Annotated in this window: 27 protein-coding genes; 17 read left to right on the top strand and 10 right to left on the bottom strand. The window is 59.9% G+C overall.

The window, feature by feature from the left end:
• The first annotated feature begins 37 nt into the window (after window positions 1-37).
• Both Q0908_RS11600 and Q0908_RS11595 read left to right on the top strand, forming a co-directional pair.
• Complete coding sequence (locus Q0908_RS11600; protein ID WP_299284169.1) at window positions 38-1,249, top strand: GNAT family N-acetyltransferase; 1,212 nt, start codon at window positions 38-40, stop codon at window positions 1,247-1,249.
• Window positions 1,246-1,542, top strand: coding sequence for a 4a-hydroxytetrahydrobiopterin dehydratase (locus Q0908_RS11595; RefSeq protein ID WP_299284167.1), 297 nt, complete (start codon window positions 1,246-1,248; stop codon window positions 1,540-1,542). Before Q0908_RS11600 ends, Q0908_RS11595 begins: the two co-directional genes overlap by 4 nt.
• Window positions 1,543-1,584: 42 nt before the next feature.
• On the opposite strand, the gene Q0908_RS11590 is transcribed toward Q0908_RS11595, so the two are convergent.
• A complete protein-coding gene (locus Q0908_RS11590) occupies window positions 1,585-2,304 on the bottom strand; it encodes a hypothetical protein (RefSeq protein WP_299284166.1) in 720 nt (239 codons plus the stop codon).
• A gap of 203 nt (window positions 2,305-2,507) precedes the next feature.
• Entirely contained in the window at window positions 2,508-2,996 is a 489-nt protein-coding gene (locus tag Q0908_RS11585) for a peroxiredoxin (RefSeq protein ID WP_299284164.1), read from the bottom strand.
• Window positions 2,997-3,083: 87 nt separating this feature from the next.
• On the opposite strand from Q0908_RS11585, the gene Q0908_RS11580 reads away from it, so the two are divergent.
• The 3 genes from Q0908_RS11580 to Q0908_RS11570 are packed head-to-tail and all read left to right on the top strand — an operon-like array spanning window position 3,084 to window position 5,324.
• On the top strand, window positions 3,084-4,286 hold the full coding sequence (locus tag Q0908_RS11580) for an FAD-dependent oxidoreductase (protein WP_299284162.1): 1,203 nt from the start codon (window positions 3,084-3,086) through the stop codon (window positions 4,284-4,286).
• Window positions 4,283-4,840: a 16S rRNA (guanine(966)-N(2))-methyltransferase RsmD gene (gene rsmD / locus Q0908_RS11575; RefSeq protein WP_299284160.1), complete on the top strand. Its 558-nt coding sequence runs from the start codon at window positions 4,283-4,285 to the stop codon at window positions 4,838-4,840. The genes Q0908_RS11580 and rsmD overlap by 4 nt, the downstream gene beginning before the upstream one ends.
• On the top strand, window positions 4,827-5,324 hold the full coding sequence (locus tag Q0908_RS11570) for an N-acetyltransferase (protein WP_299284157.1): 498 nt from the start codon (window positions 4,827-4,829) through the stop codon (window positions 5,322-5,324). The genes rsmD and Q0908_RS11570 overlap by 14 nt, the downstream gene beginning before the upstream one ends.
• 19 nt (window positions 5,325-5,343) lie before the next feature.
• On the opposite strand, the gene uraH is transcribed toward Q0908_RS11570, so the two are convergent.
• Window positions 5,344-5,703 (bottom strand): hydroxyisourate hydrolase, encoded by a 360-nt coding sequence (gene uraH, locus Q0908_RS11565; RefSeq protein WP_299284155.1) that lies wholly within the window; start codon window positions 5,701-5,703, stop codon window positions 5,344-5,346.
• Window positions 5,704-5,765: 62 nt separating this feature from the next.
• Between uraH and puuE the strand changes: the two genes are divergently transcribed.
• The 10 genes from puuE (at window position 5,766) to rmuC (ending at window position 18,295) form a co-directional block, all read left to right on the top strand.
• On the top strand, window positions 5,766-7,187 hold the full coding sequence (gene puuE, locus Q0908_RS11560; protein WP_299284153.1) for an allantoinase PuuE: 1,422 nt from the start codon (window positions 5,766-5,768) through the stop codon (window positions 7,185-7,187).
• The gene (locus tag Q0908_RS11555) at window positions 7,184-7,987 is read left to right on the top strand and encodes a bifunctional allantoicase/(S)-ureidoglycine aminohydrolase (RefSeq protein WP_299284151.1); all 804 of its coding nucleotides are present in this window, start codon (window positions 7,184-7,186) and stop codon (window positions 7,985-7,987) included. The genes puuE and Q0908_RS11555 overlap by 4 nt, the downstream gene beginning before the upstream one ends.
• Entirely contained in the window at window positions 7,974-8,462 is a 489-nt protein-coding gene (locus Q0908_RS11550) for an ureidoglycolate lyase (RefSeq protein WP_299284150.1), read from the top strand. The genes Q0908_RS11555 and Q0908_RS11550 overlap by 14 nt, the downstream gene beginning before the upstream one ends.
• 44 nt (window positions 8,463-8,506) lie before the next feature.
• On the top strand, window positions 8,507-9,826 hold the full coding sequence (locus Q0908_RS11545) for a nucleobase:cation symporter-2 family protein (protein ID WP_299284148.1): 1,320 nt from the start codon (window positions 8,507-8,509) through the stop codon (window positions 9,824-9,826).
• A 130-nt stretch (window positions 9,827-9,956) separates the two neighbouring features.
• Entirely contained in the window at window positions 9,957-11,306 is a 1,350-nt protein-coding gene (locus tag Q0908_RS11540) for an aminotransferase class III-fold pyridoxal phosphate-dependent enzyme (protein ID WP_299284146.1), read from the top strand.
• A gap of 117 nt (window positions 11,307-11,423) precedes the next feature.
• Window positions 11,424-12,812 carry a cytochrome ubiquinol oxidase subunit I gene (locus Q0908_RS11535; RefSeq protein ID WP_299284144.1) on the top strand — a complete coding sequence of 463 codons (1,389 nt, stop codon included), beginning with the start codon at window positions 11,424-11,426 and terminating at the stop codon, window positions 12,810-12,812.
• 5 nt (window positions 12,813-12,817) lie between these two features.
• A complete protein-coding gene (locus Q0908_RS11530; protein WP_299284142.1) occupies window positions 12,818-13,828 on the top strand; it encodes a cytochrome d ubiquinol oxidase subunit II in 1,011 nt (336 codons plus the stop codon).
• 129 nt (window positions 13,829-13,957) lie between these two features.
• Window positions 13,958-15,166 (top strand): urate hydroxylase PuuD, encoded by a 1,209-nt coding sequence (locus Q0908_RS11525; RefSeq protein ID WP_299284140.1) that lies wholly within the window; start codon window positions 13,958-13,960, stop codon window positions 15,164-15,166.
• Between the two features lie 88 nt (window positions 15,167-15,254).
• The gene (gene mutL / locus Q0908_RS11520) at window positions 15,255-17,063 is read left to right on the top strand and encodes a DNA mismatch repair endonuclease MutL (protein WP_299284138.1); all 1,809 of its coding nucleotides are present in this window, start codon (window positions 15,255-15,257) and stop codon (window positions 17,061-17,063) included.
• The gene (gene rmuC / locus Q0908_RS11515; RefSeq protein ID WP_299284135.1) at window positions 17,060-18,295 is read left to right on the top strand and encodes a DNA recombination protein RmuC; all 1,236 of its coding nucleotides are present in this window, start codon (window positions 17,060-17,062) and stop codon (window positions 18,293-18,295) included. The genes mutL and rmuC overlap by 4 nt, the downstream gene beginning before the upstream one ends.
• Before the next feature lie 19 nt (window positions 18,296-18,314).
• Here the strand turns inward: rmuC and Q0908_RS11510 are convergent, their stop codons facing one another.
• From Q0908_RS11510 to Q0908_RS11480, 7 genes are all read right to left on the bottom strand, one after another.
• Window positions 18,315-18,935, bottom strand: coding sequence for an HD domain-containing protein (locus Q0908_RS11510; protein ID WP_299284473.1), 621 nt, complete (start codon window positions 18,933-18,935; stop codon window positions 18,315-18,317).
• Window positions 18,935-19,813 (bottom strand): phytanoyl-CoA dioxygenase family protein, encoded by an 879-nt coding sequence (locus Q0908_RS11505; RefSeq protein WP_299284133.1) that lies wholly within the window; start codon window positions 19,811-19,813, stop codon window positions 18,935-18,937. The genes Q0908_RS11510 and Q0908_RS11505 overlap by 1 nt, the downstream gene beginning before the upstream one ends.
• Window positions 19,814-19,949: 136 nt before the next feature.
• Window positions 19,950-20,687 carry an SDR family NAD(P)-dependent oxidoreductase gene (locus Q0908_RS11500; RefSeq protein WP_299284131.1) on the bottom strand — a complete coding sequence of 246 codons (738 nt, stop codon included), beginning with the start codon at window positions 20,685-20,687 and terminating at the stop codon, window positions 19,950-19,952.
• Window positions 20,684-21,262, bottom strand: coding sequence for a DUF3833 family protein (locus Q0908_RS11495; protein ID WP_299284129.1), 579 nt, complete (start codon window positions 21,260-21,262; stop codon window positions 20,684-20,686). The genes Q0908_RS11500 and Q0908_RS11495 overlap by 4 nt, the downstream gene beginning before the upstream one ends.
• Window position 21,263: 1 nt before the next feature.
• Window positions 21,264-22,499, bottom strand: coding sequence for an MFS transporter (locus Q0908_RS11490; protein WP_299284127.1), 1,236 nt, complete (start codon window positions 22,497-22,499; stop codon window positions 21,264-21,266).
• Window positions 22,496-23,254, bottom strand: a complete 759-nt coding sequence (locus tag Q0908_RS11485) for a DUF1365 domain-containing protein (protein ID WP_299284125.1) — start codon at window positions 23,252-23,254, stop codon at window positions 22,496-22,498. Before Q0908_RS11485 ends, Q0908_RS11490 begins: the two co-directional genes overlap by 4 nt.
• Entirely contained in the window at window positions 23,251-24,552 is a 1,302-nt protein-coding gene (locus tag Q0908_RS11480; protein ID WP_299284123.1) for an FAD-dependent oxidoreductase, read from the bottom strand. Before Q0908_RS11480 ends, Q0908_RS11485 begins: the two co-directional genes overlap by 4 nt.
• Window positions 24,553-24,782: 230 nt before the next feature.
• Between Q0908_RS11480 and Q0908_RS11475 the strand changes: the two genes are divergently transcribed.
• Window positions 24,783-25,307, top strand: coding sequence for a sigma-70 family RNA polymerase sigma factor (locus tag Q0908_RS11475; RefSeq protein ID WP_299284470.1), 525 nt, complete (start codon window positions 24,783-24,785; stop codon window positions 25,305-25,307).
• Between the two features lie 7 nt (window positions 25,308-25,314).
• Complete coding sequence (locus Q0908_RS11470) at window positions 25,315-25,971, top strand: ChrR family anti-sigma-E factor (protein WP_299284120.1); 657 nt, start codon at window positions 25,315-25,317, stop codon at window positions 25,969-25,971.
• Window positions 25,972-25,989: the final 18 nt, after the last annotated feature.

Below are 25,989 nucleotides of genomic sequence, written 5' to 3'. Positions count from 1 at the left end.
ACACACATTCAGTCATCCAAGACAAGGAAAGCCCCGCGTGCAGGATCACGAAACGGATCAATCCGCCGAGCAAGAGATCGAGATCCGGGTGCTGCCGTCGCTGAACGCGATTGATGCGGCCACGTGGGATGCGTGCGCGTGTCCTGAAGCGGCGCAAGGGGGCCGCCCGAACGATCCTTTTACCACGCACCGGTTCCTTAAGGCGCTTGAGGACAGCAATTCGGTGGGGCCCGGCACAGGCTGGCAGCCGCAATATCTGCAAGCCAAGATCGGCAATCAGACCATCGGCGTGGCCCCGATGTATGGCAAGGGGCATAGTCAGGGTGAGTACATCTTTGATCACAACTGGGCGCACGCCTTTGAACGTGCGGGCGGGCGGTATTATCCAAAGTTGCAAATCGCCGTGCCGCATACGCCCGCCACAGGGCGGCGGTTTCTGACCCATCCTGATTTCGCGCAGACAGGGTTGTCCGCCCTGGTGCAAGGTGCGGTGCAACTGGGCGCGACCAACAAGCTGAGTTCGCTGCACGTGACCTTTTGCACCGAAGCGGAGCGGGACGCGGGGGCCGAATTGGGTCTTATGCCGCGCGCCACGCAGCAGTTTCACTGGCTTAATGCCGGCTATGAAGATTTCGATGGGTTTCTTGCCACTCTCAGCAGTCGCAAGCGCAAGAATATCCGCAAGGAACGCCGTCAGGCGCAGGATTTTGGCGGCACTATCCAGACCTATACCGGCGATGACCTGCGCCCCGAGCACTGGGATGCGTTCTGGCAGTTTTATCAGGACACCGGCGCGCGCAAATGGGGCACGCCGTACCTCACGCGCAGGTTTTTCGACATCGCCCACGAGACCCTGCGTGATGACATGGCGCTCGTTCTGGCCGAGCGGGATGGGCAATATGTGGCCGGTGCGTTGAATTTTATCGGCGCGCGGTCCCTCTATGGCCGATACTGGGGGTGCAGCGAACACCACCCCTGTCTGCATTTTGAACTGTGTTATTACCGCGCCATCGACATCGCCATCGAACGGGGACTGGACCGGGTCGAGGCGGGCGCGCAGGGCGAACACAAGCTGGCGCGTGGCTATCTGCCGACGCAGACCCACAGCCTGCACTGGGTCGGTGATCCGGGCTTTGCCGATGCGATTGCAAGTTACCTCGAAGCCGAGCGTGAGGCGGTGGAAGAGGAGATTGAAATTCTCACGGACTATGGCCCCTTCAAGCGGGTTCAGATCGAGGAACAGGAATGACCGAAAAGCTGAGTGATGAGACACGCGACACCCTGCTTGGCCCGTTGTTGGACACGGGATGGGCGGTGGCCGATGGGCGCGATGCGATCCACAAGACGTTTGAGTTCTCCAATTTCGTGGAGGCATTCGGCTGGATGACCCGCGTCGCGATCTGGTCGGAAAAGTGGGATCACCATCCCGAATGGTTTAATGTCTACAAAAAGGTCGAGGTCACGCTGACCACTCATGATGTGGGCGGGGTCAGCACGCTGGATCTGAAGCTTGCGCGCAAGATGGACAGCCTTGTGGGCTAGGGTGGGCCGGAACCCGAACGTACGCCGGGTTCCTCAAGGTGGCTATTTGGCGGCAGCTTTTTCGTATTTTTTGTTCTTCTTGAAGAACGCCTTGACGTATTTCCACCCTTCGAATTTCGGGTTTTTCGGCTTGCCTTTCATCCGCGTCAGTTTGGCGTAGTGATGCAGGCAGTCTTGGGTGAACTTACTGCCAGTTTCTGCTTTCTCGAATTCGATGTGGAACGGATCGCCGCCGTCTATTTCGAACTTCGGCTTGCCTTTGTGATTGTTCACACCCTGTTTTTTGAACGCTTTGCCAAACTCAATGACAAACCGTTCATAAAGGACCGGAAAGTCCTTCTTGAGCATCTTCAACCCGCCCGTATCCCACTTTTTGACGCCGTTTACCGTCAATTGAACGTGCCGCGCAGCGCCAATCATGTGCGCGGATCGGCATGAGGACGTCTGCCCTGGTTTCGTGATGATCAATTCGGCCTGCTTTTTCGGTGTACGCTTGTTGGCGACGTCTGATTTTGAGACGACAACGCGTACGGTCGGATATTCTTTGAGCTTGTCGAATATGCCCGGCCCCTTGCTCTTGTCCGCTTTGCCACTTTCGAACAGGTCGTAGACCGGGCCCATTCCTCCCTTGGGTCGTTTCTTGCTTTGGAGCCGGTCCTTGAGGGCGAGGAACTGGTTGAGGTCTTCGACCTTCATAGCGGCGTTGATGTCGTTGGCCATCAGGTTTGCAGCGGCATCAATGTCCTTTTCCACGGAAGCCATGTGCGGTTCTCCTGTCAAATGAATTGCTGAAAATGTCTTTGTGTGCAGAGCCGGAAAATAACGACCCCATGATGGCGACAGCTTAGATTTTGCACGCATAGCGTGTCAGGTCTTGAATTCCCCACCTTTACAAGTCTTCCGAAGATCGCACAAAAAAGGCCCCCCGCATCCGGGAGGCCCAATCTGCGCGATGATGCCGGCGTTTACATCGCGTCGAGCAAACCTTCTCCTCCCGACACGTCGCAGACGCCGGGGTTTTCCTCTTCTTGCAGCAGCGTGATCGTGCCGTCCTCGACCACCATCGCATAGCGGGTGGAGCGGTTGATCAGCCCCACGGGTGGTGCCGAAAACGTGCGCCCCATCGCGCTCGTGAATTCCGCTTCTGCGTCACCCAGCATGGTGATCCCGGCGTCACTGGCGCCTGTCGATTTGTCCCATGCGTCCAGCACAAAGGGGTCATTGACCGACACGCAGATAATCTCGTCCACGCCTTTTTCGACAAACTGATCCTTGGTGCGGATAAAGCTGGGCACGTGAGCCGTGCTGCACACGCCCGTGTAGGCACCGGGCAGGGCAAAGATCACAACTTTGCGGCCTTTGGTCTTTTCGCTCAGCTTGATCGTGGCCGGGCCGTCATCGCCCAGATAGACCAGAGTTGCATCGGGAAGTGTGTCGCCTTGGGAAATTGCCATTGCGTAGCGCCTTTCTTGGAATTGCGTGTGCCTTGCTCTGCGATATAGGCTGCGGGTCGGCAAAGGGCGAGACCAAAGGGAAATTATATGAGCCATGTTGTGGTGATCGGTGCGGGCCAGGCGGGGTCATCTTGCGTGGCAAAGCTGCGCAATGGGGGCTTTGAGGGTCGCGTGACGCTGGTCGGGGCCGAGGCGGTTCCGCCCTATCAACGTCCCCCTTTGTCCAAGGCCTATCTGATGGGTGACATGCCGCTGGAGCGGATGTTTCTGCGGCCCGAAGCGTTCTACGGCGAGCATGATATCGACCTGCGATTGGGCTGCACGGTGAAGGGTGTCGATACAGCCGCGCAGACTGTCGATCTGGGGGGCGAGGTGCTGGCGTATACTGATCTGGTGTTCGCGACCGGATCTGTCCCTCATCGCTTGCCTGCGGCCATTGGCGGTGATCTGGGTGGCGTGTTCACGGTGCGCGATCTGGCGGATGTGGACGGCATGGCCCCGCGGTTTCGACCCGGCGCATCGGTTCTGATCGTGGGCGGTGGCTATATCGGTCTAGAGGCCGCAGCCGTCGCCTCAAAGCTGGGTCTGGATGTGGTCTTGGTTGAAATGGCAGAGCGTATCTTGCAGCGCGTCGCGGCCCCCGAAACCAGCGCCTATTTTCGACAGCTTCACGCGGATCATGACGTGGACATTCGCGAAGGCATTGGACTGGCCCGGTTGTTGGGTGATGGGGATGTCGCGGGTGCTGAATTGACCGATGGTACCACGCTTGAAGTTGATTTCGTGGTCGTCGGCGTGGGCATCGCGCCGGGCACCGACTTGGCCGCACAGGCGGGGCTGACCCTCGACAACGGAATTGCCACTGACGCGCAGGGCCGCGCGTCAGCGCCGCATGTCTGGGCCGCTGGCGATTGCGCCTCGTTCCCCTATCAGGGGCAACGCATCCGGCTGGAAAGCGTGCCAAACGCCATTGATCAGGCCGAAGTGGTCGCCGAAAATATACTTGGGGCGGGTAAGGATTACGTCGCCCGCCCGTGGTTCTGGTCAGATCAGTTTGACGCCAAGCTGCAGATTGCAGGACTGAACACGGGGTATGACCGCGTCGTGACCCGCGACGGGGGCAAAGCCGTCTCCTTTTGGTATTACAAGGGGGATCGGTTGCTGGCAGTTGACGCCGCCAACGACCCGCGCGGTTATATGATCGGCAAGCGGTTGATCGAGGCGGGCAAAAGCGCGCCGCCGGAGGTGATTGCGAACGCCAGCAGCGACCTCAAGGCGCTTTTGAAGTGAGGATAATTGCAGGACGATGGCGCGGTGTGCCTCTGGCCAATGTAGGCAAAGGCGACGTGGCTGCCCATCTGCGCCCCACTCCTGATCGGGTCCGCGAGGCGTTGTTTTCCATGCTTGGCAGTCGCGGCGCTGTTGAGGGCGCGCGGGTGCTGGATTTGTTTGCGGGAACGGGGGCATTGGGGCTTGAGGCATTGTCGCGCGGTGCCGCGTCGGCTGTCTTTGTGGAAAACGGACGCGCCGGCCAGCGTCTCATTGCCGAGAATATCGCCAAGCTCGATGCCCGACACATCACCCATGTCTTGCGCAGTGATGCGACGAGGCTGGGTGCGTTGCCGCCGCCCCTCTTTGACCTCGTGTTCCTTGATCCGCCCTATGGCAAAGGTCTTGGCGCGCCTGCGTTGGCGGCGGCGGGCGGATCGCTGGCCCCGGGTGCCCTGATTGTATGGGAGGAAAGCACGACTATGCTGCCCCCGCCCGGATACAAGACTGTCGATAGCCGCAAATTCGGCACCGCACATATTACTCTGCTGGAGGCGACAGATGATCATTCGTGACGAACGCCCCGAAGAGGTCAACGCCATCTACGCCCTGACCCAATCCGCCTTTGCGCCGATGTCCTTTAGCGACGGGAGCGAGGGCGGGATCATCAATGCGATGCGTGCCGACAATGCGCTGACGCTGTCATTGGTCGCGGTCGAAGAGGACGAAATCATCGGTCATGCAGCCTTTTCCCAGGTCGCGGTCGATGGGCAAGACGGGCCTTGGTTCGGCCTCGGCCCCGTTGCGGTTGCCCCCGCGCATCAGTGCCAGAGAATTGGCGATGCATTGATCCGCACGGGGATCGAGCGCTTGAAGGGTGTGGGCGCTGAATGCGTTTTCCTGCTTGGCAGTCCCGATTACTATGCCCGCTTTGGGTTTCGGTCTGTGGATACGCTGTGGTACGGTGATGCCCCCAGCCCCTATTTTCAGCGGCTTGTCTTGTCAGGCAAAGAACCGCAGGGCCAAGTCGCGTTCCATGCCGCATTTGAAGGGGGGTAAGGCGCAGGTGTCCTGCGCCCTAGCTGCCGCGATAGGTGGAATATCCGTAAGGAGACAGCAACAGCGGCACATGATAATGCGCCTCTCTATCCGTGATGCCAAAGCGGATCGGGATATTCTCAAGGAATTTGACGGCGTCCCCGTTTAGCCCTTGTGCGTCCAGATACGGACCACAAAAGAACACCAACTCGTAGTGACCGACCTCCATCTTACCAGCGGGCAAGATCGGCGCGTCGGTGCGCCCATCCGCATTCGTCTCGACCTCGGCAATCTTGCGGTGCGAATTGCCCGACACCCGATAAAGCGCGATCTTGATCCCCGCCGCAGGCATCCCGCGCGCGGTGTCCAGTACATGTGTCGTCAGATAGCCCGCCGCCATTGCATATGCCCCCCGTATCTTTCAGATTGCCTGCATCTCACTCCGATCTCAAAGGGAAGTCCATGGCCGAATTGCCGCCTCGTTACCCGCGCGACTTTTACGGGCATGGCCCTGATCGCCCCGATGCGGCCTGGCCGGGCGGTGCGCGCATCGCGGTGTCCTTTGTGTTGAACTACGAAGAGGGGGGTGAGAACAGCATCCTCCACGGTGATCCCGCATCCGAAGCGTTTCTGTCCGAAATCGTCGGCGCGACCCCGTGGCCCGGTCAGCGGCATTGGAATATGGAGAGCATCTATGACTACGGCACCCGCGCCGGCTTCTGGCGATTGCATCGGTTGTTTACCGAAACGCGCGTGCCTGTGACGGTTTATGGGGTTGCGACCGCCTTGGCCCGCAGCCCGGCACAGGTCGAGGCGATGCAGGACGCGGATTGGGAAATCGCAAGCCACGGGCTGAAATGGATCGACTACAAGGACCATTCCGAGGCGGATGAGGCCGTCGATATGGACGCTGCCATCGCGCTGCACACTGAGGTGACTGGGGAGCCGCCAACGGGCTGGTATACTGGCCGCTGTTCCGTCAACACGGTGGCGCTGGCGGCGACGCGGGGCTTTGACTGGATCAGCGACACCTATGATGATGATCTTCCGTATTGGGCGCAGATCGATGGGCGCGATCAATTGATTATTCCGTACACGCTGGATTGCAACGATATGCGCTTTGCCACACCGCAAGGCTTCAACGCGGGCGATCAGTTCTTTGCATATCTGCGCGACAGCTTTGACGCACTTTATGCCGAAGGCAAAGCTGGGCGGCCTGCGATGATGAGCATTGGTCTACATTGCCGTCTGGTAGGCCGGCCCGGTCGGGTGCAGGCGCTGCGCAGGTTTATCGAGTACGTGCAGGGGCACGAGGGCGTTTGGTGTGCGCGCCGGGCGGACATTGCGGCGCATTGGGGTGCACATCATCCGCCGCAGCGGCGCACCAATTGGCATCAGCTGGACCGCGCGGCGTTTGTTGAAAAGTTCGGTGGCATCTTTGAGCATTCCACTTGGGTGGCCGAGGGCGCGCACGCGCTGGAGCTTGGCCCCGCCCATGACACCGCCCAAGGGCTTCACAATGCGCTGTGTCGCGTGTTCCGCGTAGCCTCTGACGACAAACGGATGGAGGTCCTGCGCGCCCACCCGGACCTTGCCGGGAAGCTGGCCGCGGCCAAGCGGCTGACCGAAGACAGCACCGCCGAACAGGCCAGCGCAGGCCTTGATGCGCTGACGGATGAGGAACGACACCAGTTCGACACGCAAAACAGCGCCTATGTGGCCAAACATGGTTTTCCCTTCATCATCGCGGTCAAGGATCACGACAAAGCGGGTATCCTGCGTGCGTTTGAGCGGCGTATCGGCAATGACACCTCCACCGAATTTGCCGAGGCCTGCAAGCAGGTTGAACGTATCGCGCGGCTGCGGTTGGAGGCTTTGGGATGACCTACGCATTTCCGCCTGGGGGTCTGCCGGATCAAAGTGTTTCGCCCGAGGGCACGGCCGTGTTCACCACCGCCTATGCAGTGATCCCGGCGGTCACACAGCGCGATATAGTCACCTCGTTCCTGCCCGGATGGGACGGCATGCGCATGTGGGTGCTCGCCCGCCCCCTGTCCGGCTTTGCCGAGACGTTTTCGCAATATGCCGTCGAATTGGCGGCGGGTGGTGGCAGTGAGACCCCGGAGGTGGACGAGACAGCGCAGTCGGTCCTGCTTGTCGCGAGCGGTACGGCGACCCTGACGATTGGTGGCGAGCTTCATTCTGTTGAGGCGGGCAGCTATGCCTTCATTCCCGCTGGGACGGATTGGGCCGTGCGGGCGGGCGACCAAGGGTGCCAGTTCCATTGGGTGCGCAAGCGCTATGTGGCGGCAGCAGGGGTAGCGGCCCCAACCGCTTTCGTGACCCATGACCGTGACATTGTACCCACCGTCATGCCCAACACCGACAAGTGGGCCACGACCCGCTTTGTTGATCCTGCCGACCTGCGCCATGATTTCCACGTCAATATCGTCACCTTTCAGCCCGGAGGGCGCATTCCCTTTGCCGAAACGCATGTGATGGAACACGGGCTTTATGTGCTTGAAGGGACAGCGGCGTATCTGCTGAATACGGATTGGGTCAGCGTTGGCCCCGGTGATTTCATGTGGTTGCGCGCGTTTTGCCCGCAGGCCTGCATTGCGACGGGCGACGGACCGTTTCGATATCTGCTTTATAAGGACGTGAACCGGCATGTCCCGCTTTGAGATCACGTGCGCGCCGCTGACGGCCGCCGCCTTTGCGCCGTTCGGGGATGTGCTTGAGTGCGCTGGCGCGCCGGACAAGATCATCAATGCGGGGATGTGCGGGCGCTATCACGACCGGGCGCGTCTGGATTTCGGCGATGAGCGCGGCGGGATCAGCCTGTTTCAGGCGCAGCCTCGCAGCCTGCCCTACACCCTTGATCTGCTGGAACGACACCCCGAGGGCAGTCAGGCCTTTGTCCCCATGTCACAGCATGGGTTTCTAGTGACCGTCGCCCCGGATGAGAATGCCAGGCCGGGGGTGCCGCAAGCGTTCCTGAGCGCGCCGGGCCAAGGCGTCAACATTCATCGCGGCGTATGGCACGGGGTTTTGACCCCGCTGCATCTGCCCGGTTTGTTTGCAGTTGTGGATCGGATTGGCGAGACGCCCAATCTAGAGGAGTTTTTCCTTGATCCGCCATATGTTGTGGTCTCATAGTCCCGGCCAGCCGCAGGAAGACGGCTGAGAACAGGGACATATCCATGACTGATTTGACGACCGGGGCCTTTTCGGACCCCAATGACACGCCCCCGTTGCACGAAGCCGTGCCTCTGGGATTGCAACACGTGCTGGCGATGTTCGCCTCGAACGTGACCCCCTCGATTATCGTCGCCGGTGCGGCAGGCTTGGCCTTTGGCGGCCCTGAGCAGGTCTATCTGATCCAGATGGCGATGCTGTTTGCCGGGATTGCGACGCTGTTTCAGACTGTCGGGATCGGCCCCGTCGGCGCGCGTCTGCCCATCATGCAAGGTACCAGCTTTGCCTTTGTGGGCGTGCTGGCCGGGATTGCCGCGACCCAAGGGATGGGCGTGGCGCTGACCGCCTGCCTGATCGGTGGCGCAATCCATTTCTGCCTCGGCGCGTTCATTCAGCATCTGCGGTGGCTGTTTCCGCCGCTGATCACCGGGCTCGTCATTCTGGCCATTGGTCTCTACCTCATTCCGGTCGCGATTAAATATGCAGCGGGCGGGGCGGCGAGTTTCCAGATGGAGGCGGAAAGCTTTGGTTCGCTCATGCACTGGTCTGTGGCCCTGAGCGTTGTGGTCGTGGCCCTTGTGCTGAAGTTCTTTACCAAGGGCATCATCAGCAACGCGGCCATCCTGATCGGGTTGGTTGTCGGCTACATCCTCGCGATGATCTTTGGCATGGTGAACTTTTCCGCTGTGGGCAATGCGGCGCTGTTTTTGGCACCGCAACCGCTTCCTTACGGGTTTGAGTTCAGCCTTGGGGCCGTGATTGCCGTGACCCTCGTGTCCATCGTTTCGGCCATCGAGACGGTCGGCGATGCTTCCGCCACGACCAAGGCGGGTGCCGGGCGTGAAGCGACTGACAAGGAGATCGCAGGTGCCACCTATGCGGATGGTCTGGGCACAGCGGTCGCTGCTGTGTTCGGCGGTTTGCCCAACACCTCGTTCAGCCAGAACGTCGGGATTGTCGGCATGACCGGCATCATGTCGCGCCACGTCGTGACCATTGGTGCGCTGGTGCTGATCCTGTGCGGTTTGATCCCCAAGGTCGGTGCCGTAATCGCCTCCATGCCGTTGCCCGTGCTGGGTGGTGGTGTGATCGTCATGTTCGGCATGGTGGCTGCCGCGGGTTTGAACGTGCTTAGCGAGGTCAAGATGAATCGTCGCAACATGGTCATTATCGCGGTGTCCTTGGCGGCGGGTCTGGGTCTGAACCTTGTGCCCACGGCGGTGCAGTACCTGCCCGGTGTCGTCAAGACGCTGATGACAAGTGCGGTGGCCCCAACGGCGATGGTCGCCATTTTCCTCAATCTGGTTCTGCCCGACGAGGTCTGATCGCCTGCGGCGGGCGTCGACGGGGGGCCAGCCCCCCGCACCCCGGCGGTATTTTCGGTCAAAAGAAGCAGGGCGCTTGCTCTGCTTCTTTTTTTGTGGCCCGATTGATCGACCGAACGGAGGCCATGGTATGAAAGACGACAATTTCCTGCGTGCCAACAATGCGCGTCACATGTGGCATCCGATGGGCCATCCGGGTGAGGCGATGGCGCACGCGCCCACGATCATTACCAGTGCCAACGGGTCGGTGATCGAGGACATCGATGGTCACAAGACCGTCGATGCGGTGGGCGGTTTGTGGTGTGTGAACCTTGGCTATTCCAATGATGTGGTGAAGGACGCGATTGCCAAGCAGCTTTATGATCTGCCCTATTATTCGGCCTTTGCCGGTTCAACAAATCCGCGTGCGATTGAGGCGTCCTATGCGGTGCGTTCGTTCTTTGAGGCGGATGGGATGGCGCGCGTCTTCTTTACCTCTGGCGGGTCGGATTCGGTTGAGACCTGCTTGCGCCTGGCCCGCCAATATCACCGTATCAAGGGCGAACCTGCCCGCACCAAGTTCCTGTCCCTCAAGAAAGGCTATCACGGCACCCATTTTGGTGGGGCATCCGTCAACGGCAACAATCGGTTTCGGGTGGCCTATGAGCCGTTGTTGCCGGGCTGTTTCCATCTGCCATCGCCTTACACCTACCGCAATCCGTTTGATGAAACCGACCCCGCAACGCTGGCACAGAACATCGCGGCCGCCATGGAGGACGAAATCCAGTTTCAGGGTGCGGGCACGATTGCTGCCTTTATCATGGAGCCCATTCAGGGTGCGGGCGGCGTGATCGTTCCGCACGAAACGCTTATGCCGCTGATCCGCGAGATCTGTGATCGCCACGGCATTTTGATGATCGCGGACGAGGTGATTACCGGGTTTGGGCGCACGGGCGATTGGTCCGGGTCGCGCCATTGGGGGGTGCAGCCCGACATGATGTGCTGCGCCAAGGGTATCACATCCGGGTATTTCCCGGTTGGTGCTGCCTTGATGAGCGAGGCCGTGGCCGAGGTATTTGAGCGTTCCGACGACGTTGGCGCGATCTTTCACGGGTACACCTATTCCGCCCATCCCGTGGGTGCCGCAGGTGTGACCGCCTGTATCGAAGAGACCCTGCGCCTTGATACAAAATCCAACGCCGGGCCGCGCGGTGCGCAATTGTACGACGGCTGCCGGACCCTGATGGAACGGTTCGACATCGTGGGCGATGTCCGGGGCGGGCATGGCCTGATGACAGGTGTCGAGATCGTCAGCGACCGCGGCGCCAAAACCCCGATGGATGTTGCAACGATGAAGCGGATCCACAAGGCCGCATACGAGGCAGGAGCGATGGTGCGACTGGGGGGTAACAACATTCTGATGTCGCCCCCGCTGATCATCACCGAAAGTGAAGTGGATCAGATTTTGACGGGGCTTGAGGCGGGGCTGCGCGCGGCCTGATCCGTCTGGCACCGCAAGGGGTGCGCATGCTGTCGCACCCCAATGACTTAGTCCGTGCGCCGCCTATATCTGAAGCAAGACCCGAGTTATACACCGTTTCCGCCGAGAGAGGCCGCTATGGACACCCTCATGCTGTCCCGAATTCAGTTCGGAGCAAACATATCCTTTCACATCCTGTTCCCGACGATCACCATCGCGTTGGGTTGGGTGCTTTTGTTCTTCAAACTGCGCTTCAACGCGACAGGTGACAAGAAATGGATGGCCGCCTACGGGTTCTGGGTCAAAGTGTTCGCCCTGTCCTTTGCGATGGGTGTGGTGTCGGGCATCACAATGTCCTTCCAATTTGGCACAAATTGGCCTGGTTTCATGGAAACGGTCGGCAACATTGCCGGTCCACTGCTGGCCTACGAGGTTTTGACTGCGTTTTTCCTTGAGGCGGTGTTCCTCGGGATCATGCTGTTCGGGTTTTCGCGGGTGCCGGGCTGGCTGCACACCACGGCGACTTTCCTGGTGGCCTTTGGCACCACGATGTCTGCATTCTGGATCATCGTGCTGAACAGTTGGATGCACACGCCGCAAGGCTTCGAAATGCGGGACGGAATTGCATTTGCGACCGATTGGTCTGCGATCATTTTTAACCCGTCCATGCCATATCGGTTCATGCACATGATGCTGGCGTCCGGGCTGACTGTAGCGTTTCTGATCGCAGGTCTCAGCGCCTTTCGCTGGTTGCTTGGCGACCGTTCGGACGGATTGCGGGCTGCGCTGAAGACGGGTGTATTCCTTGGCGCGATGCTGATTCCCGTTCAGATCGTCATGGGCGATTTGCATGGCCTCAATACGCTTGAGCATCAGCCCCAGAAAGTGGCGGCGATGGAAGGAAACTGGGAAACTGGCCCCAATATTCCGCTGATCCTGTTTGCGATGCCCGATGAAGAGGCGCGTGAAAATCGCATGGAGATCGGCATTCCGAACATGGCATCGATCATCCTCAAACACAAAGCTGACGGGATCGTGCCGGGTCTGAATGACTTTGTGACCGAAGATGGCGAGGTGTTGCACCCGCCCGTCGCCCCAGTGTTCTGGTCGTTCCGCATCATGATCGCGACCGGCATTGCGATGCTGCTGCTTAGCTGGACGGCTGCTATCTTGATGCTGCGCAAACGGCGCGGGCCCGATGCGCTGCCCAAGATCATGCTGTTGGCAATGGTGCCGATGGCGTTCTCGGGCTGGGTTGCAACACTGGCGGGGTGGTACACGACCGAGATCGGGCGTCAGCCTTGGCTGGTGCAAGGCGTCATGACGACGGAAATGGCCGTGGCTGATGTGCCTGTGCCTTTCGTTGCGACCACGCTGACTGCGTATCTGGCGATCTACGTCCTGTTGTTGACGGCCTATATCGGCGTGCTGTTTTTCCTTGCGCGCAAGGCTGTGACAGGTGATGTGCCACGCTCGCGCACGCCCCAATCGGGCGAAGCGATGGCGCGCCAAGTGCCGGCGGAGTAAGCAAAATGGAGCTTTTTGGCGATCCGGCACAATGGCTGCCGTTCACCTTCGCCGCACTCATGGGTGTGTCGATCCTGGTCTACGTTGTGCTTGACGGGTTCGATCTGGGTGTCGGGGTTCTGTTCCCCTTCGCCACGGACGATGAAAAGGACACCATGGTGGCCTCCATCGGCCCCTTCTGGGATGCGAACGAGACGTGGTTGGTGCTGGCGATTGGCCTGCTGCTGGTTGCGTTCCCGTCCGCGCACGGCACCATCCTGACCGCGCTCTACTTGCCAGTGGCGATCATGCTCATCGGTCTGATCCTTCGGGGCGTGGCGTTTGAGTTCCGGGTCAAGGCCCCCACACCGCATAAGGCGACATGGAATTGGCTTTTCTTTGCAGGGTCTTTGATGACGTCGCTTAGCCAGGGTTTCATGTTGGGCAAATATGTCATGGGGCTTGAAAGCACGCTTGGCACATGGGCCTTTGCGATGATCACAGCAGTTTTCCTGACCGTGGCCTATTCCTTCATCGGGGCGTGCTGGCTGATCCTGAAAACAGAATATACGCTTCAGGCAAAGTCGGTCGACTGGGCGAAAGGGGGCATATGGGGGCTCGTCCTGGGGCTTGGGGCTGTGTCGCTTGCGACCCCGCTGGTAAGCCCGCGCATCTTCGACAAATGGTTTACATATCCCGAGATCTTCGTATTGGCTCCTTTGCCGATCCTGTCTGGGATCGTGGTCTTGTTGATGTGGCGGTCGCTGCTCCGCTTGCCCAATGCGACCGACGCCGGTGCGCGCACACCGTTTCTTTACGCCATCACGCTGTTCATTCTGGCCTTTGGCGGGTTGGCCTATTCATTCTATCCCTATGTCGTGCCGGAAAAGCTCACGATCTACGAGGCCGCTAGTGCCCCTGAGAGTCTGTTCATCATCCTGGTGGGCACCGTTTTCGTTCTGCCAATGATCGCAGGGTACACAGCGCTCGCTTACACCGTTTTCAAAGGCAAAGCCGCCGAGTTGCGCTACGACTAGGGTGCTCGTGATCAAAAAGACGGCTGGGATGAATGCATCGACGTGAGGGGGCCGGGCCCCTCCGTTCCCACCTTTCCCTTCCTGCGCACCGCCTCTATCGTGGCGCGTGGAACATAAGGGACTGGTAAGATGTACGATTTGGCCGCATTCGGAGCATGGATCGAATTCGCCGTGCGCTGGCTGCATGTGATCACGGCCATCGCATGGATCGGGTCATCTTTTTACTTCATCGCGCTGGACCTTGGATTGCACCGGGACCGGAACCTGAAATCGGGCGCGGATGGCGAAGAATGGCAAGTCCACGGGGGCGGCTTTTACCACATCCAGAAATACCTTGTTGCGCCAACGGATATGCCCGACGGGCTGATCTGGCACAAATGGCAAAGCTACTGGACATGGATCAGCGGCTTTGTGTTGCTGGTGTTGGTCTACTATTTGGGGGCCGAGTTCTACCTGATCGACCCGGGCGTGATGGATCTGACAACGGTGCAAGCGGTCGGCATATCCTTGGCCTCGCTCATCTTCGGCTGGCTGGTCTACACCCAGCTATGCAAACTGTTCGTGGACGCCGATCAGACAGTTTTGATGATCGCGCTATTTGCCGTCCTGATCGCGATGGCATGGTTTTACACACAGGTCTTCACCGGGCGCGCGGCACTTCTGCATCTGGGCGCATTCACCGCCACGATCATGTCCGGCAACGTGTTTTTCGTCATCATCCCGAACCAGAAAATCGTTGTGGATGATTTGATGAACGGGCGCACGCCAGATGCGAAGTATGGGAAGATTGCCAAACAGCGATCCACACATAACAATTATCTGACACTGCCCGTGATCTTCCTGATGCTGTCCAATCACTACCCGCTGGCCTTCGCGAGCGAGTGGAATTGGGTGATCGCGAGCCTCGTGTTCCTGATGGGCGTCACGATCCGGCACTGGTTCAACACACATCATGCGCGCAAGGGCAATCCGCATTGGACGTGGGGTGTGACGGCGCTGCTGTTCATTGCGATTGTCTGGCTCAGCACCGCACCCACGGCCCAACGGGAAGCATCAGTTGTTACCCGATTCGCAACAGCAGACGGATTTAGCGAAGTGCATGAGATCGTTCAGGGCCGGTGCAGCATGTGCCACGCTGCCGAACCAGTCTGGGCCGGGTTGTTGTGGGCACCCAGAAATGTACGGCTCGAGACCGAGGCGGATCTGACCCGCAATGCGCGGGCGGTCTACCTGCAATCAGGTATCAGCCACGCCATGCCCCCCGCCAACCTCAGCTATATGGAAGAAGACGAGCGGGCCGCAATCGTGGCCTGGTATCGCGCCGCAACCGGTGGCTAGGCCACCTCGCGCTCGTCCGTAAGGCAGACGTGTCGTCCGCCCGCTTTGCGGTGGTCGAATCGCGCCAGCCCATGCTAGGTTTAGTGGCATGAACGACCCGACCCCCAACATAAGACCTGTGATCCGCCAATTGGACGATGCCGCCGTCAACCGCATCGCGGCGGGTGAGGTTGTCGAACGTCCGGCCTCCGCCGTCAAAGAGCTTGTCGAAAATGCCATTGATGCGGGCGCGCGGCGGATCGGCATCGACATCGCGGGTGGGGGCAAGACGCTGATCCGGGTCACGGATGATGGGTGTGGCATCGCAGCCGCTGACCTGCCGCTCGCGCTCAGCCGCCATGCCACGTCCAAAATCGACGGCAGCGATCTGCTGAACATCCATACGTTCGGGTTTCGGGGCGAAGCGTTGCCCAGCCTTGGCGCGGTTGGCCGGCTCACGATCACCAGCCGTGTCCCGGGCGATACAGCGGCCGAGATCGTCGTGACCGGTGGACAGCTCGGCGCGGTCAAGCCTGCGGCGCTGAATGGCGGCACCACGATCACATTGCGTGATTTGTTTTATGCAACGCCTGCGCGGCTCAAATTCCTGCGCACGGATCGCGCGGAAACCCAGGCCATTTCGGATGTGATCAAACGGCTGGCCATGGCCGAACCTTTCATCCGGTTTGAGCTGCGTGATGTGTCTGACGTGCCGCGCACGATCTTCAGCGTCGAGGCGCGAACCGGAGATCCAATGGCAGCACTGCGCGGGCGCCTGGCTGACGTCTTGGGCCGCGAATTTGCAGACAACAGCATCGCCATCGATACTATGCGCGAAGGGTTGCACCTGACTGGATATGCAGCCTTGCCGACCTATTCCCGTGGTGCGGCTGTCGCGCAATTTCTGTTTGTGAACGGCCGCCCGGTCAAGGATCGGGTGCTGATTGGCGCTTTGCGTGCTGCCTATTTCGACTTTCTGAGCCGAGATCGCCATCCGGCGGCAGCCCTGTTTGTGGATTGCGATCCGCAGCTGGTGGACGTCAACGTGCATCCGGCAAAGTCCGAGGTGCGGTTTCGTGATCCGGGTCTTGCGCGCGGTCTGATCGTGTCGGGCCTGCGTCATGCGCTGGCGGATGCCGGGCACCGCGCCTCTTCGACGGTGGCGGGCGCAACCTTGGATGCGATGCAGCCGGAGCCGACCCAGCCACGTGTGTATCAGATGGACCGCCCCGGCCTTGGCCCGCGCGGCCCTGCGCCCGGCTTTGCCGACATGGCGCAGGATTTCAGTGCACAGGTTGTCGACACGTGCGATGTGGCAGATGCGGTTGACCCGACGGATCTGCCCCTTGGCGTGGCGCGCGGGCAGGTGCATGAAAATTACATCGTGGCGCAGACTGCGACCGGGATGGTCATCGTGGATCAACATGCCGCCCACGAGCGGCTGGTCTATGAAAAACTCAAACGGCAGATGGCCGAAAACGGGGTGCCGGCGCAGGCCCTGCTGATCCCCGAAATCGTGAGCCTGTCCGCGCCCGAATGCGCGCAGCTGATGGAGATTGTCGAGGATCTGCACAAGCTGGGCCTTGGCATCGAACTCTTTGGCGGTGACGCCATTGCCGTGCGCGAAACCCCCGCAATTCTGGGCGAGGTCGATGCCGCTGCGATGTTGCGCGACATTCTGGACGAGTTGAGCGATCTGGGATCGAGCCAGTCGGTACAAGCCCGGATCGAAGCCGTCCTGAGCCGGGTTGCTTGTCACGGCTCCATCCGGTCTGGGCGGTGGATGCGGGCCGAGGAAATGAACGCCCTTCTGCGCGAGATGGAGGCGACACCCCATTCCGGCCAATGCAATCATGGCCGCCCCACATATGTCGAACTCAAGCTGGCCGACATTGAACGGCTGTTCGGGCGCACATGATCCAAGTGGGTGATATGGTTATCGACCCAAGCAACCCGCTTGTCCTGGCCGCTTTGGTCGGAGTGGTCGTTACCATTCTAATCGTCGTGTTGCTGATCATGGCCCTGCGTGCGGCAGGCCGATCTGCGCGTGCCACTGAGCCTTTGGCGCAGCAATTGGGCTATCTGGGGCAGCATGTGCAAGGCTTGGCCGAGGGGCAGGCGGGCTTGAGCCAATCTCTCCAGATCGTTTCGGATACGGCCACGAATGGGCAGGCGCAGCTGGCGCAGATGGTTGAACAGCGCCTCGCCAGTGTGCAGCAGAATATGCAGGATCGGCTCGCCGACAACGCCTTGCGCAGCCAACGCGGGCTGACGGAAATGCAGGAACGAATGCGCGAAACGCTGCACGGGTCCAGCAAACAGACCACCACCAGCCTGACGCAGTTGCAGGAGCGGCTGGCAGCGATCGACAAGGCGCAAGACAACATCACCAAACTGTCCGGTGATGTGCTGAGCTTGCAGGACATCCTGTCCAACAAACAGACCCGTGGGGCCTTTGGCGAAATCCAACTACGCGATATCGTGGGCAAGGCCCTGCCCAATGACAGCTATGCACTGCAACATACGCTGTCGAACGGAAGGCGTGCGGATTGTCTGATCCATCTGCCCAATCCGCCGGGTCCCATCGTGATCGACAGCAAGTTCCCGCTTGAGGCTTACGAAGCACTGCGGGCTGCGGACACGGATCATGCGCTGAAACAGGCTGTTGCGCAGATGAAGGTCGCTGTCAAAAAGCACATCAGCGACATTTCCGACAAGTACATCATCGAAGGGGAAACCGCGGATGGCGCGTTGATGTTCCTGCCCTCCGAAGCAGTCTATGCCGAGTTGCACGCGAACTTCCCTGACCTCGTGCGCACCGGGTTTGACGCCCGTGTCTGGATCGTGTCACCCACCACCTGCATGGCGACCCTGAACACCATGCGCGCCATCCTCAAGGATGCGCGTATGCGCGAACAAGCCGGTGCGATCCGCAAGGAACTGGCGCTGCTGGTGGGCGATGTGGATCGTCTGGGCACCCGCGTTGGCAACTTGGATCGGCACTTTTCCCAAGCCTCCAAAGACATTGAAGAGATCAAGATCAGCGCGGACAAGGCAGGAAAACGCGCGCATCGCCTCGACAATTTCGACTTTGAAGAGATCGAGGAGACACCCCCTAATGTCGTCCCGCTGGAGCGACCCGAGTGCTAGGCGCACGCATAAGTGCGCCTTACATCTTCCGCTCTAATGCCATGTTGGCATCAATCAGCGGCACCCTGACCCCCGGCTGCATGACATCCGGGTCGTAAGGGGTGCGCGCAAACACCTGACGCACCATTTGGCGGAAATAATCCAGCGGCAGCATGTCATAGGCAGGGTCAAAGCTCGTCTGATCCCACCGCTCGCAGAACGCGGCACAATCGTCGAAATAGATATGGCCCCTGTAGGCGTCCCGCTTGTGTGGGTCCGCCCCGACATGTGCGCCGTAGTAGATCAGTTGGAAATCGCCATGCTTTTCCACCACCCATGTGCATTGCTCGCGCACAAAGGGTTTCAGAATACTGGCGGCATATTCATCGTGATTGTAGGGCGCGAAAATATCGCCGATATCGTGCAGCAAGGCGCCGACCACCCAGTCGATATCCGCCCCATCCCGCCAGGCCCGCGTGGCGGACTGAAGCGAGTGGCCAAGCCGGGTCACCTGATATCCCGACAGCCCTTCATCCAGCGTTTCCAGCGCCGTCATAAGCCGGTCCGCCGTGCCCTTGGTGTAGGCGACCTCGTGCTCGGTCAGGAAATCGTAGTCCTGTTTGTCACCGTCTTTCATGGCAGTGAATTTGACGCGGTCCATCATGTGTACATCTCGGCTTGGGCTGTCGCACCTTTCATCATGACCTTGGCCTGGGCAAGGCGGATCTCTTCAAATGTCGCCAGCGCGTCAGGCGCGAATAAGGATGTTGGTGCCTCCAGATGGTGAAAATTGCCATGGGTGTCGCTGCCCCGCGCCGGCATCGCATAATCTGTGCCCCCGACCTGTTGCGCGATATCGGGACGGATATAGCGGACAACGCAAGCGATGCGCCGATCATCCGATCTGTTCGGTCCGGACCCGTGAATGGTCAGCCCATGATGGAGGCTCATCTGGCCGGGATGGATTTCGATGGACGTCTTGTCGGAGGAGGCGACATCTACTTTCACCTCCTGTCCCCGGCTCAGCAGGTTGTTTGGATCAAAGCTGTCTTCATGTTCAAGGATCGCGTTTTTGTGGCTGCCCGCAACAAAGTCCATGCATCCCGAGGCGGGGGTGGCGGGCGACAGGGCGATCCAGGCTGTGACCAGCCCGTCAATGGCTCCGAGCCCCCAGTAGGTCAGGTCCTGATGCATGGACACGATATGGCGGGTGTTGGGTTCCTTGATAAAGAACTCGGTGGAATAGATCAGAATGTTAGGGCCGAGTACCCCCTCGATCACGTCCAGAATCCCGGGGTCGCGGGCGATCCGGGCAGCCATCGGTATAACAATGTGCGCGTTTACCCGTTTGTAGGTGTTCAGAGGTTGCGGCAGATCGGCGGCTTGCCACTCGGCCTCAATCTCTTCGAGCTCGGCGCGTGCTGCACGGGCGGTATCGCCGTCAAGCGCCGGGATGGGAAACAGAAAACCGTCGCGCCAATACTGATCAACCAGCGCTTTGGGCAGGGTGCCTGCATCAAGGGGGAGGGACGGCAGCATGGATCGCCTTTGTCAGGGGTGTACTGACGTCAGGGTCGGATCAACCGGTAGCGCAATCTAGCGCGGCTGCGACGGGCCGCGTGTCGGATTCTGGCGATACGTATCTGTGTAAGGCGGAGATTTCCTCCGCCTTGGATTAGGAAAATATCCGGTAATACAGCCAGTCGGGCAAAAACTGCGATCCCCGGAAAAGCAGTGAAAACGCCGTCGGGAAGCTCTTTTTGAAATCATCCGTCAGCATCAATTCGAACATCTCGCGGGCCGCATCTTCGGGCTCCATGATGAATGGCATCTTGAAGTCGTTCTTTTCGGTCAGCTGCGTCTTGATGAACCCGGGATTGGCGACCTGAACGCGCACGCCGGTCTGGCGCAGGTCGGCATGCATGCACTCGGCCAATGACATGGTTGCAGCCTTGGACGCCGTATACCCGATCGATCCGGGCAAGCCCCGAAAGCCGGTCAGCGATGACGTGATCACGATATGACCTGCGTCCCGCTCAACAAAGCGGGGGACGACCTGGCCTAACACGCGCATGAAACCGGTGAAGTTGATATCGGCCATGGCGATGGCCTGATCCGCGTCCCATTCCTTGGCCGAAAATGGCCAGTAGACGCCTGCAAGCAAGACCAATCCGTCGATTTCCCCAACGGCTTCGGCGGCGGCCTTGACACTGTCGGTGTCCGAAATATCGACCGTTTGATGGGATGATTTGCCGGGCAATTCGTCGACCAATGCGGCCAGCTTGTCTTCGCTCCGGGCGGATACAACCACCTCGACGCCTGCGCGGCTGAGGCAATGGGCCAACGCCTTGCCCAACCCGTCGCTTGCACCGACCAGCCAGTACCGTTTGCCGTTCAGATTGATGTTGCTCATGCTGCTTTCTTGAACTCCGCCGGGGCCGGGCGCATGGTCGCGACCAGCTCCGCAACCTTCAAACCGTATTTACGAAACTGTGACCGGTTCACGATGGTTCCATTGGGTGCCAGATACATCCAGTCGACGGTATCCAGTACGTGCCCTCCCGATGCTTCGGGTAGCCGGAACCGGTATTTCAATTGGACGGAGTTGCCTCGTTGCTGGCCTGTGCCTTCGCCGACAACATCATTTGCCAAGGCTTTGATCTGGCCATCATTGCCAAGCGTCAATTCCCACGCGCGCACCTGTTCGGAGCCGTCGTCATAGGTGAACACCTCGTTCATGGTCCCGTGGTTGCCATCCCAATGGCAGTCAAATTCGCCCACAAACCGGGAGGACACGCGCCCGGTTGGTCCGTAAATCACCCCTTCGCACACGATTGGCCCATTCAGATGCGTGCGGATGTCAAACTGCTCGGCTGTGTCGGCATAGTCCTCGGGCACTTGTGCGAGAAACCCGGCATAGCGTGTCCATGCCCAGTTCAGCGCAAAGACCAGCGCGGCCCCGATCACCACATAGAGGATGCTCTCCATCTTAAATCTCCTTTAGATTGGTCGTGGCCAGCAGCACAATTGCCACGACCTTCAGGGCACACGGCACAGCCGCATAAAGCAGCGCCAGCAGGGCCAGCGCTTCGGGTGGGTTGCTGACGGCAGTGCTGTCAAAACCGGCGCGATCCAGCGCGGGCAACAGGGTTACGGCAGCAAAGGCCAGCGTGAATTTCGACACGAATGACCACAGGCCGAATCCCTCGGCGGCGGAGGGGCTGATGCGTGCCATGCGGGTCGCAAACACCGCCGGTAGCAGCGTCAGGTCCGCCCCTAAAGTCGCCCCCGAAATCACGCAGATCACCGCAAAGGCGATCCAGTCGCCGGGACCAAGCGTCACGGCCCATCCAAAGCCCGCAATTGCCAGCAGCATTGCGCAAATCAGGACGATCTTGGTGCCAAACCGTTCGGCCAGTGTGCCCCAGACAGGCGCAGCCACAGCGGCGCTGAGGAAGAACAGCAGCAACAGCGGCCCCTCTTTGCCCGGCGCTTCAAGACGACTTTCGACAAAGAACAGAAACAGGGTCGAGCTGACAGCGACGGGTGCCGCATTAACCAGCGCGATCAACAGCAATTTGCGCGCCATCCCGTCGCGCAGCACGACGCCAAAGCCGACCGAGGGGGGCAGCCCATCGCTGACCCATTCGCCGCGCATCATCAGCACCGCAACGCCCGCCAGAACCGAAAATCCGATTGCAAACCCGGCAAATGGAGCGCCCATGAACGCGCCCAGCATCACCGGTGCGATGGCGGCAATGCACACGCCAAGCAGTGCGCCGGTTTCACGCCAGCGGGCCAGCTTAAGGTGCCCGTTGCCCGGCAGACGATCGGCCTTGACTACGCCTTGGGCATAAAAGTTGATCGTCAGAAAGCTGAAGGCTGAAAACACGCCGGTCAGCATTAGCCCGAACCAGATCAGGGGCGACACAGGCGGCGTTACAGCAAACAGTCCAAGCATGCAGGCTGCCATGATCGCGCAGCCGATGACGACGCCCGCGCCCCGCTTGTTGCGCAGCGCCTCGCTGAGCCGTCCAAACAGTGGGTCCTGCACCACGTCCAGCAGCCGCAGCCCAAACAGAACGGCACCCAAAGCGGCGAGCGATACCCCGTACTCGTCCACATAGAACTTTGGCGCGTGGATATAAATCGGCAGACCGGCGGCGGCGATCAGTGCCGCAAAAACTGCGTATCCCGTCAGGCGTTGGGGCTGACCATCCGTCATCGCGACACCTCGTCCGAAGGCGGCAAGGGCCGGGCGCGATAGGTGGCGCGTTTGATCCACAGCTTGAGCGCTTGCCAATGGATCAGTGTCAGCACCCGGCGCGACCCAAACGGGCGGCGCAGGACCGAGCGCAGGATCGATCCATTGGACAGCGCACGCCGCTTGCCGGTCAGGGTGGCGATCAACCCTCCCTCGCCGCGTGAGTAGTCGATCCAGACGCCAATCCGGTCCGCGCGAATATCAAACCGAAACTCGTACCCGCCTTCGACGGGCTGAAACGGAGAGACGTGGAAAATCTTGGTGGCGGTCAGCTTGTCTTGGGCGGCGATGGGCCGCAGGTCGGGATGATGCACGAGATAACTGTGTCGATCCCCGAACGTGTTGGAGACTTCTGCAATGACGGCGATCAGCGCCTCATCCTCGCGTCGGCACAGCCAGAAACTGACCGGGTTGAACACGTGGCCAAAGACTTTGGGTTGGGCCAACAATTCGATCCGTGCCACGCCGGTGACCTGATGTGCGCGCAAGACGTCGCGGGCCCAGGCAGCACCGATGCCCGCCTTGGGGGTGCCGCCATGATCGACATCATCCAGCGCCATCACACCCCGGCCGTTGCGCGCAAAAAGGCGCGGGGTCGTGACCGCAGCCTCCGCGTCCAGCAGCAGGTAATCCACGGAATAACGAAAGGCGTTGTCTATCGCCCCTTTGCGCCCGTGATAGGTGGTGCCCGCGATATGATCGACAGGGGTGTTCACTCGGCAGCCACTGCGACCGTTGGGGCCTCGAGAATGGCGCGGGCCACATCAAGACCGCTCGACAAACCGTCCTCATGGAAGCCATGGCGCATCCAGGCTCCGCAGAACCATGTTTTGTTTGACCCTTTCATCGCCCGCACCGTGTCCTGTGCAGCCAGCGCGGCCAGATCATAGACCGGGTGGCGCAGCACCGTCTGGTCATAGATCATCTCGTCGGGGATCGTCCGCTTGGTGTTGAGGGTCACAAAATGCAGGTCATCATGGGGAATGGGCTGCAGCGAATTAAGCCAGTAGGTGAGGTCGATCCGATCATTCTGCGCGTTGTTGTCCTCGGTATAGACCCAGCTTGACCACGTTTGACGGTGGTGCGGCATAATGGAGGCGTCGCGGTGCAGGATGATGTCATTGGGCTGATATTTGACCGCCTCCAGGGCGGCGTGTTCTTCGGGGGTGGGGTCGCTGAGCATGGCAAGGCTGTCGTCGGAATGCGCGGCGAAGACCACCTCGTCAAACTGTTCCCACTCGCCCCCCCACGCCTTGATCTGGGCACCGGCGGGGGTGCGGCGCACCGACTGCACCGCCGCGCCAAGGCGCACATCCGCGCCGTACCCGAGCAGTGCCGCCTCAAGACGGCGCACGTATTGGATGGAGCCGCCATTCACCGTGTACCACTGGTGCTGGCCTGTTGCGTTCAGCAGTGCGTGGTTCTCGAAAAACTGGATCATCGCGTGGGCCGGGAAATCCATGATCTTTTCGGTCGGGGTAGACCAGATCGCCCCGCTCAGGGGCAACAGGTAGTAATCGCGAAACCAGGTGCCGGTGCCCAACACTTCAAGGAATTGCCCAACGGTACGAGTGCGATCCTCATTGGCCACGCGCAACGCGTTTTTGTTGAACCGCAGGATGTCGCGAACCATGCCGAGGAACCGGGGATTCAGCGCGTTGGTCCGTTGCGCAAACAGCGCGTTGAGGCTGGCGAGGCCGTATTCCAGTCGCCCCCCATCAATTGAGGCCCCAAAGCTCATGTTCGATTTGACGACCGGCACATCGAGGTCCGCAAAAAGGTCAGCCATGTTGGGGTAGTTAGCATAGTTGAATACCAGAAACCCGGTATCGACAGGCTGATCACCGCGTTTGCCTGCTGTGATTGTGCGGGCGTGACCTCCCAGACGGGGCTCCGCCTCGAACAGGGTCACATCGTGATGCGGGGCAAGTGTGTAGGCAGCGCCCATTCCGGAAATCCCGCCCCCGATCACAGCAATGCGTTTGCGGGCGGTACATATCATTTCAAGCGGCATAAAGTTCTGGAATCCAAGTTAGTTGGGCATTTGTAACGTTTACGGTGCCCGCATGGAAACGGATGCACATTTTGCAGAAGTTTATTTTTGATCCACAGCCGTCGGAGGGGCGTAGACTGGGTATGTTTGCGGGATTAGAAACGTCAGGAGCAGAAGCGCCTCAGCCCATTGGGGTAGGTTTGGGCGCGGTGTCAGGACCATCGATTATGAACGCAAACGACGGAAAGCGGATGCTGTGGGTCGACCACATGTACCGCATCCGGGATGATCAGGATCAGCAGGCCTTTGCCGAGCTGTTTGCTCACTTTGCCCCCCGGGTGAAGGGATTTTTGATCAATTCCGGTGCGGACGGTTCGCTGGCCGAAGAATGTGCCCAGGAGGTGTTGGCGACGTGCTGGCACAAGGCGCACATGTTCGACCCCGCGAGGGCCTCTGTTGCGACGTGGATTTTCACCATCGCACGGAACCGAAAGATTGATGTGTTGCGCAAGCAACGCCGCCCCGAGCCCGAAGATCTGGGCTGGGGCCCCGAAGAAGACCCTGATCAGGCCGATGTGATGGCCTTGCAGCAGGAGAGTGAACAGTTGGGGCGTGCTATCGCAGAATTGCCCGCCAACCAGCGTGAGTTGATTGAGAAGGCGTATTTCGGGGATTTGTCCCACAGCGAAATCGCCGAACAAACCGGTCTGCCCCTTGGCACGATCAAATCGAGAATACGATTGGCGCTGGAACGGCTGCGCCACGCAATGAAGTGAAAAGATGATGGAAAACAATATTAAACACCATCTGACGGATGATATTCTGATCGGATATGCGGCGGGCACGCTGCCCGAGGCCTTCAACCTCATGGTGGCCGCGCATCTGTCGCTTTGCGACACATGTCGCGCGCAGGCGGAGAGTTTTGACGCGGTCGGCGGTGAGATTTTGGATACTGCGCCGGCCACTGACGTGATGCTTGAGCCTGGCAGCTTTGCCGCCACGATGGCGTTGATCGCCGGCGGTCCGGTGGATGAAATTCGGGCACCGCGCGTGCCGGACTCGATATTGCCCGGCCCCTTGCAGGATTATGTCGGTGGCGATCTGGCAGACGTGCAGTGGCGCGGTATCGGCATGGGCGTGAAGCAGGCGATCTTGCCCACATCCCGTGATGCCTCTGCCCGGTTGCTGTTCATTCCTGCGGGTGCTGCGATGCCGGATCATGGGCACAAAGGTACCGAGATGACGATGGTTCTGCAGGGTGCGTTTCAGGACGAGGATGACTATTTCGCGCGCGGCGATGTTGAGGTTGCCGACAGCGATATGCATCACACGCCCGTCGCGGATATTCACGAAGACTGCATTTGTCTTGCGGTCAGCGATGCGCCCCTCGAGTTCCAAGGGTTGTTGCCCAAGATTGTCCAGCGCTTCGCCCGCATCTGATGGTGTGAGGCGGAGGGC

Origin of the sequence: uncultured Tateyamaria sp., from assembly GCF_947494755.1 — a bacterium.
Lineage (GTDB): Bacteria > Pseudomonadota > Alphaproteobacteria > Rhodobacterales > Rhodobacteraceae > Tateyamaria.
The sequence above is the reverse complement of the archived record's forward strand: the minus strand, read 5'-3'. Positions and strand labels throughout refer to the sequence as shown.

Excerpts from the sequence above, each read along its gene's own strand:
- Q0908_RS11595 (WP_299284167.1), top strand. The coding sequence starts at position 1,246 with ATGACCGAAAAGCTGAGTGATGAGACACGCGACACCCTGCTTGGCCCG.
- Q0908_RS11590 (WP_299284166.1), bottom strand. The coding sequence starts at position 2,304 with ATGGCTTCCGTGGAAAAGGACATTGATGCCGCTGCAAACCTGATGGCC.
- Q0908_RS11585 (WP_299284164.1), bottom strand. The coding sequence starts at position 2,996 with ATGGCAATTTCCCAAGGCGACACACTTCCCGATGCAACTCTGGTCTAT.
- Q0908_RS11580 (WP_299284162.1), top strand. The coding sequence starts at position 3,084 with ATGAGCCATGTTGTGGTGATCGGTGCGGGCCAGGCGGGGTCATCTTGC.
- Q0908_RS11570 (WP_299284157.1), top strand. The coding sequence starts at position 4,827 with ATGATCATTCGTGACGAACGCCCCGAAGAGGTCAACGCCATCTACGCC.
- uraH (WP_299284155.1), bottom strand. The coding sequence starts at position 5,703 with ATGGCGGCGGGCTATCTGACGACACATGTACTGGACACCGCGCGCGGG.
- puuE (WP_299284153.1), top strand. The coding sequence starts at position 5,766 with ATGGCCGAATTGCCGCCTCGTTACCCGCGCGACTTTTACGGGCATGGC.
- Q0908_RS11555 (WP_299284151.1), top strand. The coding sequence starts at position 7,184 with ATGACCTACGCATTTCCGCCTGGGGGTCTGCCGGATCAAAGTGTTTCG.
- Q0908_RS11550 (WP_299284150.1), top strand. The coding sequence starts at position 7,974 with ATGTCCCGCTTTGAGATCACGTGCGCGCCGCTGACGGCCGCCGCCTTT.
- Q0908_RS11545 (WP_299284148.1), top strand. The coding sequence starts at position 8,507 with ATGACTGATTTGACGACCGGGGCCTTTTCGGACCCCAATGACACGCCC.
- Q0908_RS11540 (WP_299284146.1), top strand. The coding sequence starts at position 9,957 with ATGAAAGACGACAATTTCCTGCGTGCCAACAATGCGCGTCACATGTGG.
- Q0908_RS11535 (WP_299284144.1), top strand. The coding sequence starts at position 11,424 with ATGGACACCCTCATGCTGTCCCGAATTCAGTTCGGAGCAAACATATCC.
- Q0908_RS11530 (WP_299284142.1), top strand. The coding sequence starts at position 12,818 with ATGGAGCTTTTTGGCGATCCGGCACAATGGCTGCCGTTCACCTTCGCC.
- Q0908_RS11525 (WP_299284140.1), top strand. The coding sequence starts at position 13,958 with ATGTACGATTTGGCCGCATTCGGAGCATGGATCGAATTCGCCGTGCGC.
- mutL (WP_299284138.1), top strand. The coding sequence starts at position 15,255 with ATGAACGACCCGACCCCCAACATAAGACCTGTGATCCGCCAATTGGAC.
- rmuC (WP_299284135.1), top strand. The coding sequence starts at position 17,060 with ATGATCCAAGTGGGTGATATGGTTATCGACCCAAGCAACCCGCTTGTC.
- Q0908_RS11510 (WP_299284473.1), bottom strand. The coding sequence starts at position 18,935 with ATGGACCGCGTCAAATTCACTGCCATGAAAGACGGTGACAAACAGGAC.
- Q0908_RS11505 (WP_299284133.1), bottom strand. The coding sequence starts at position 19,813 with ATGCTGCCGTCCCTCCCCCTTGATGCAGGCACCCTGCCCAAAGCGCTG.
- Q0908_RS11500 (WP_299284131.1), bottom strand. The coding sequence starts at position 20,687 with ATGAGCAACATCAATCTGAACGGCAAACGGTACTGGCTGGTCGGTGCA.
- Q0908_RS11495 (WP_299284129.1), bottom strand. The coding sequence starts at position 21,262 with ATGGAGAGCATCCTCTATGTGGTGATCGGGGCCGCGCTGGTCTTTGCG.
- Q0908_RS11490 (WP_299284127.1), bottom strand. The coding sequence starts at position 22,499 with ATGACGGATGGTCAGCCCCAACGCCTGACGGGATACGCAGTTTTTGCG.
- Q0908_RS11480 (WP_299284123.1), bottom strand. The coding sequence starts at position 24,552 with ATGCCGCTTGAAATGATATGTACCGCCCGCAAACGCATTGCTGTGATC.
- Q0908_RS11475 (WP_299284470.1), top strand. The coding sequence starts at position 24,783 with ATGCTGTGGGTCGACCACATGTACCGCATCCGGGATGATCAGGATCAG.
- Q0908_RS11470 (WP_299284120.1), top strand. The coding sequence starts at position 25,315 with ATGGAAAACAATATTAAACACCATCTGACGGATGATATTCTGATCGGA.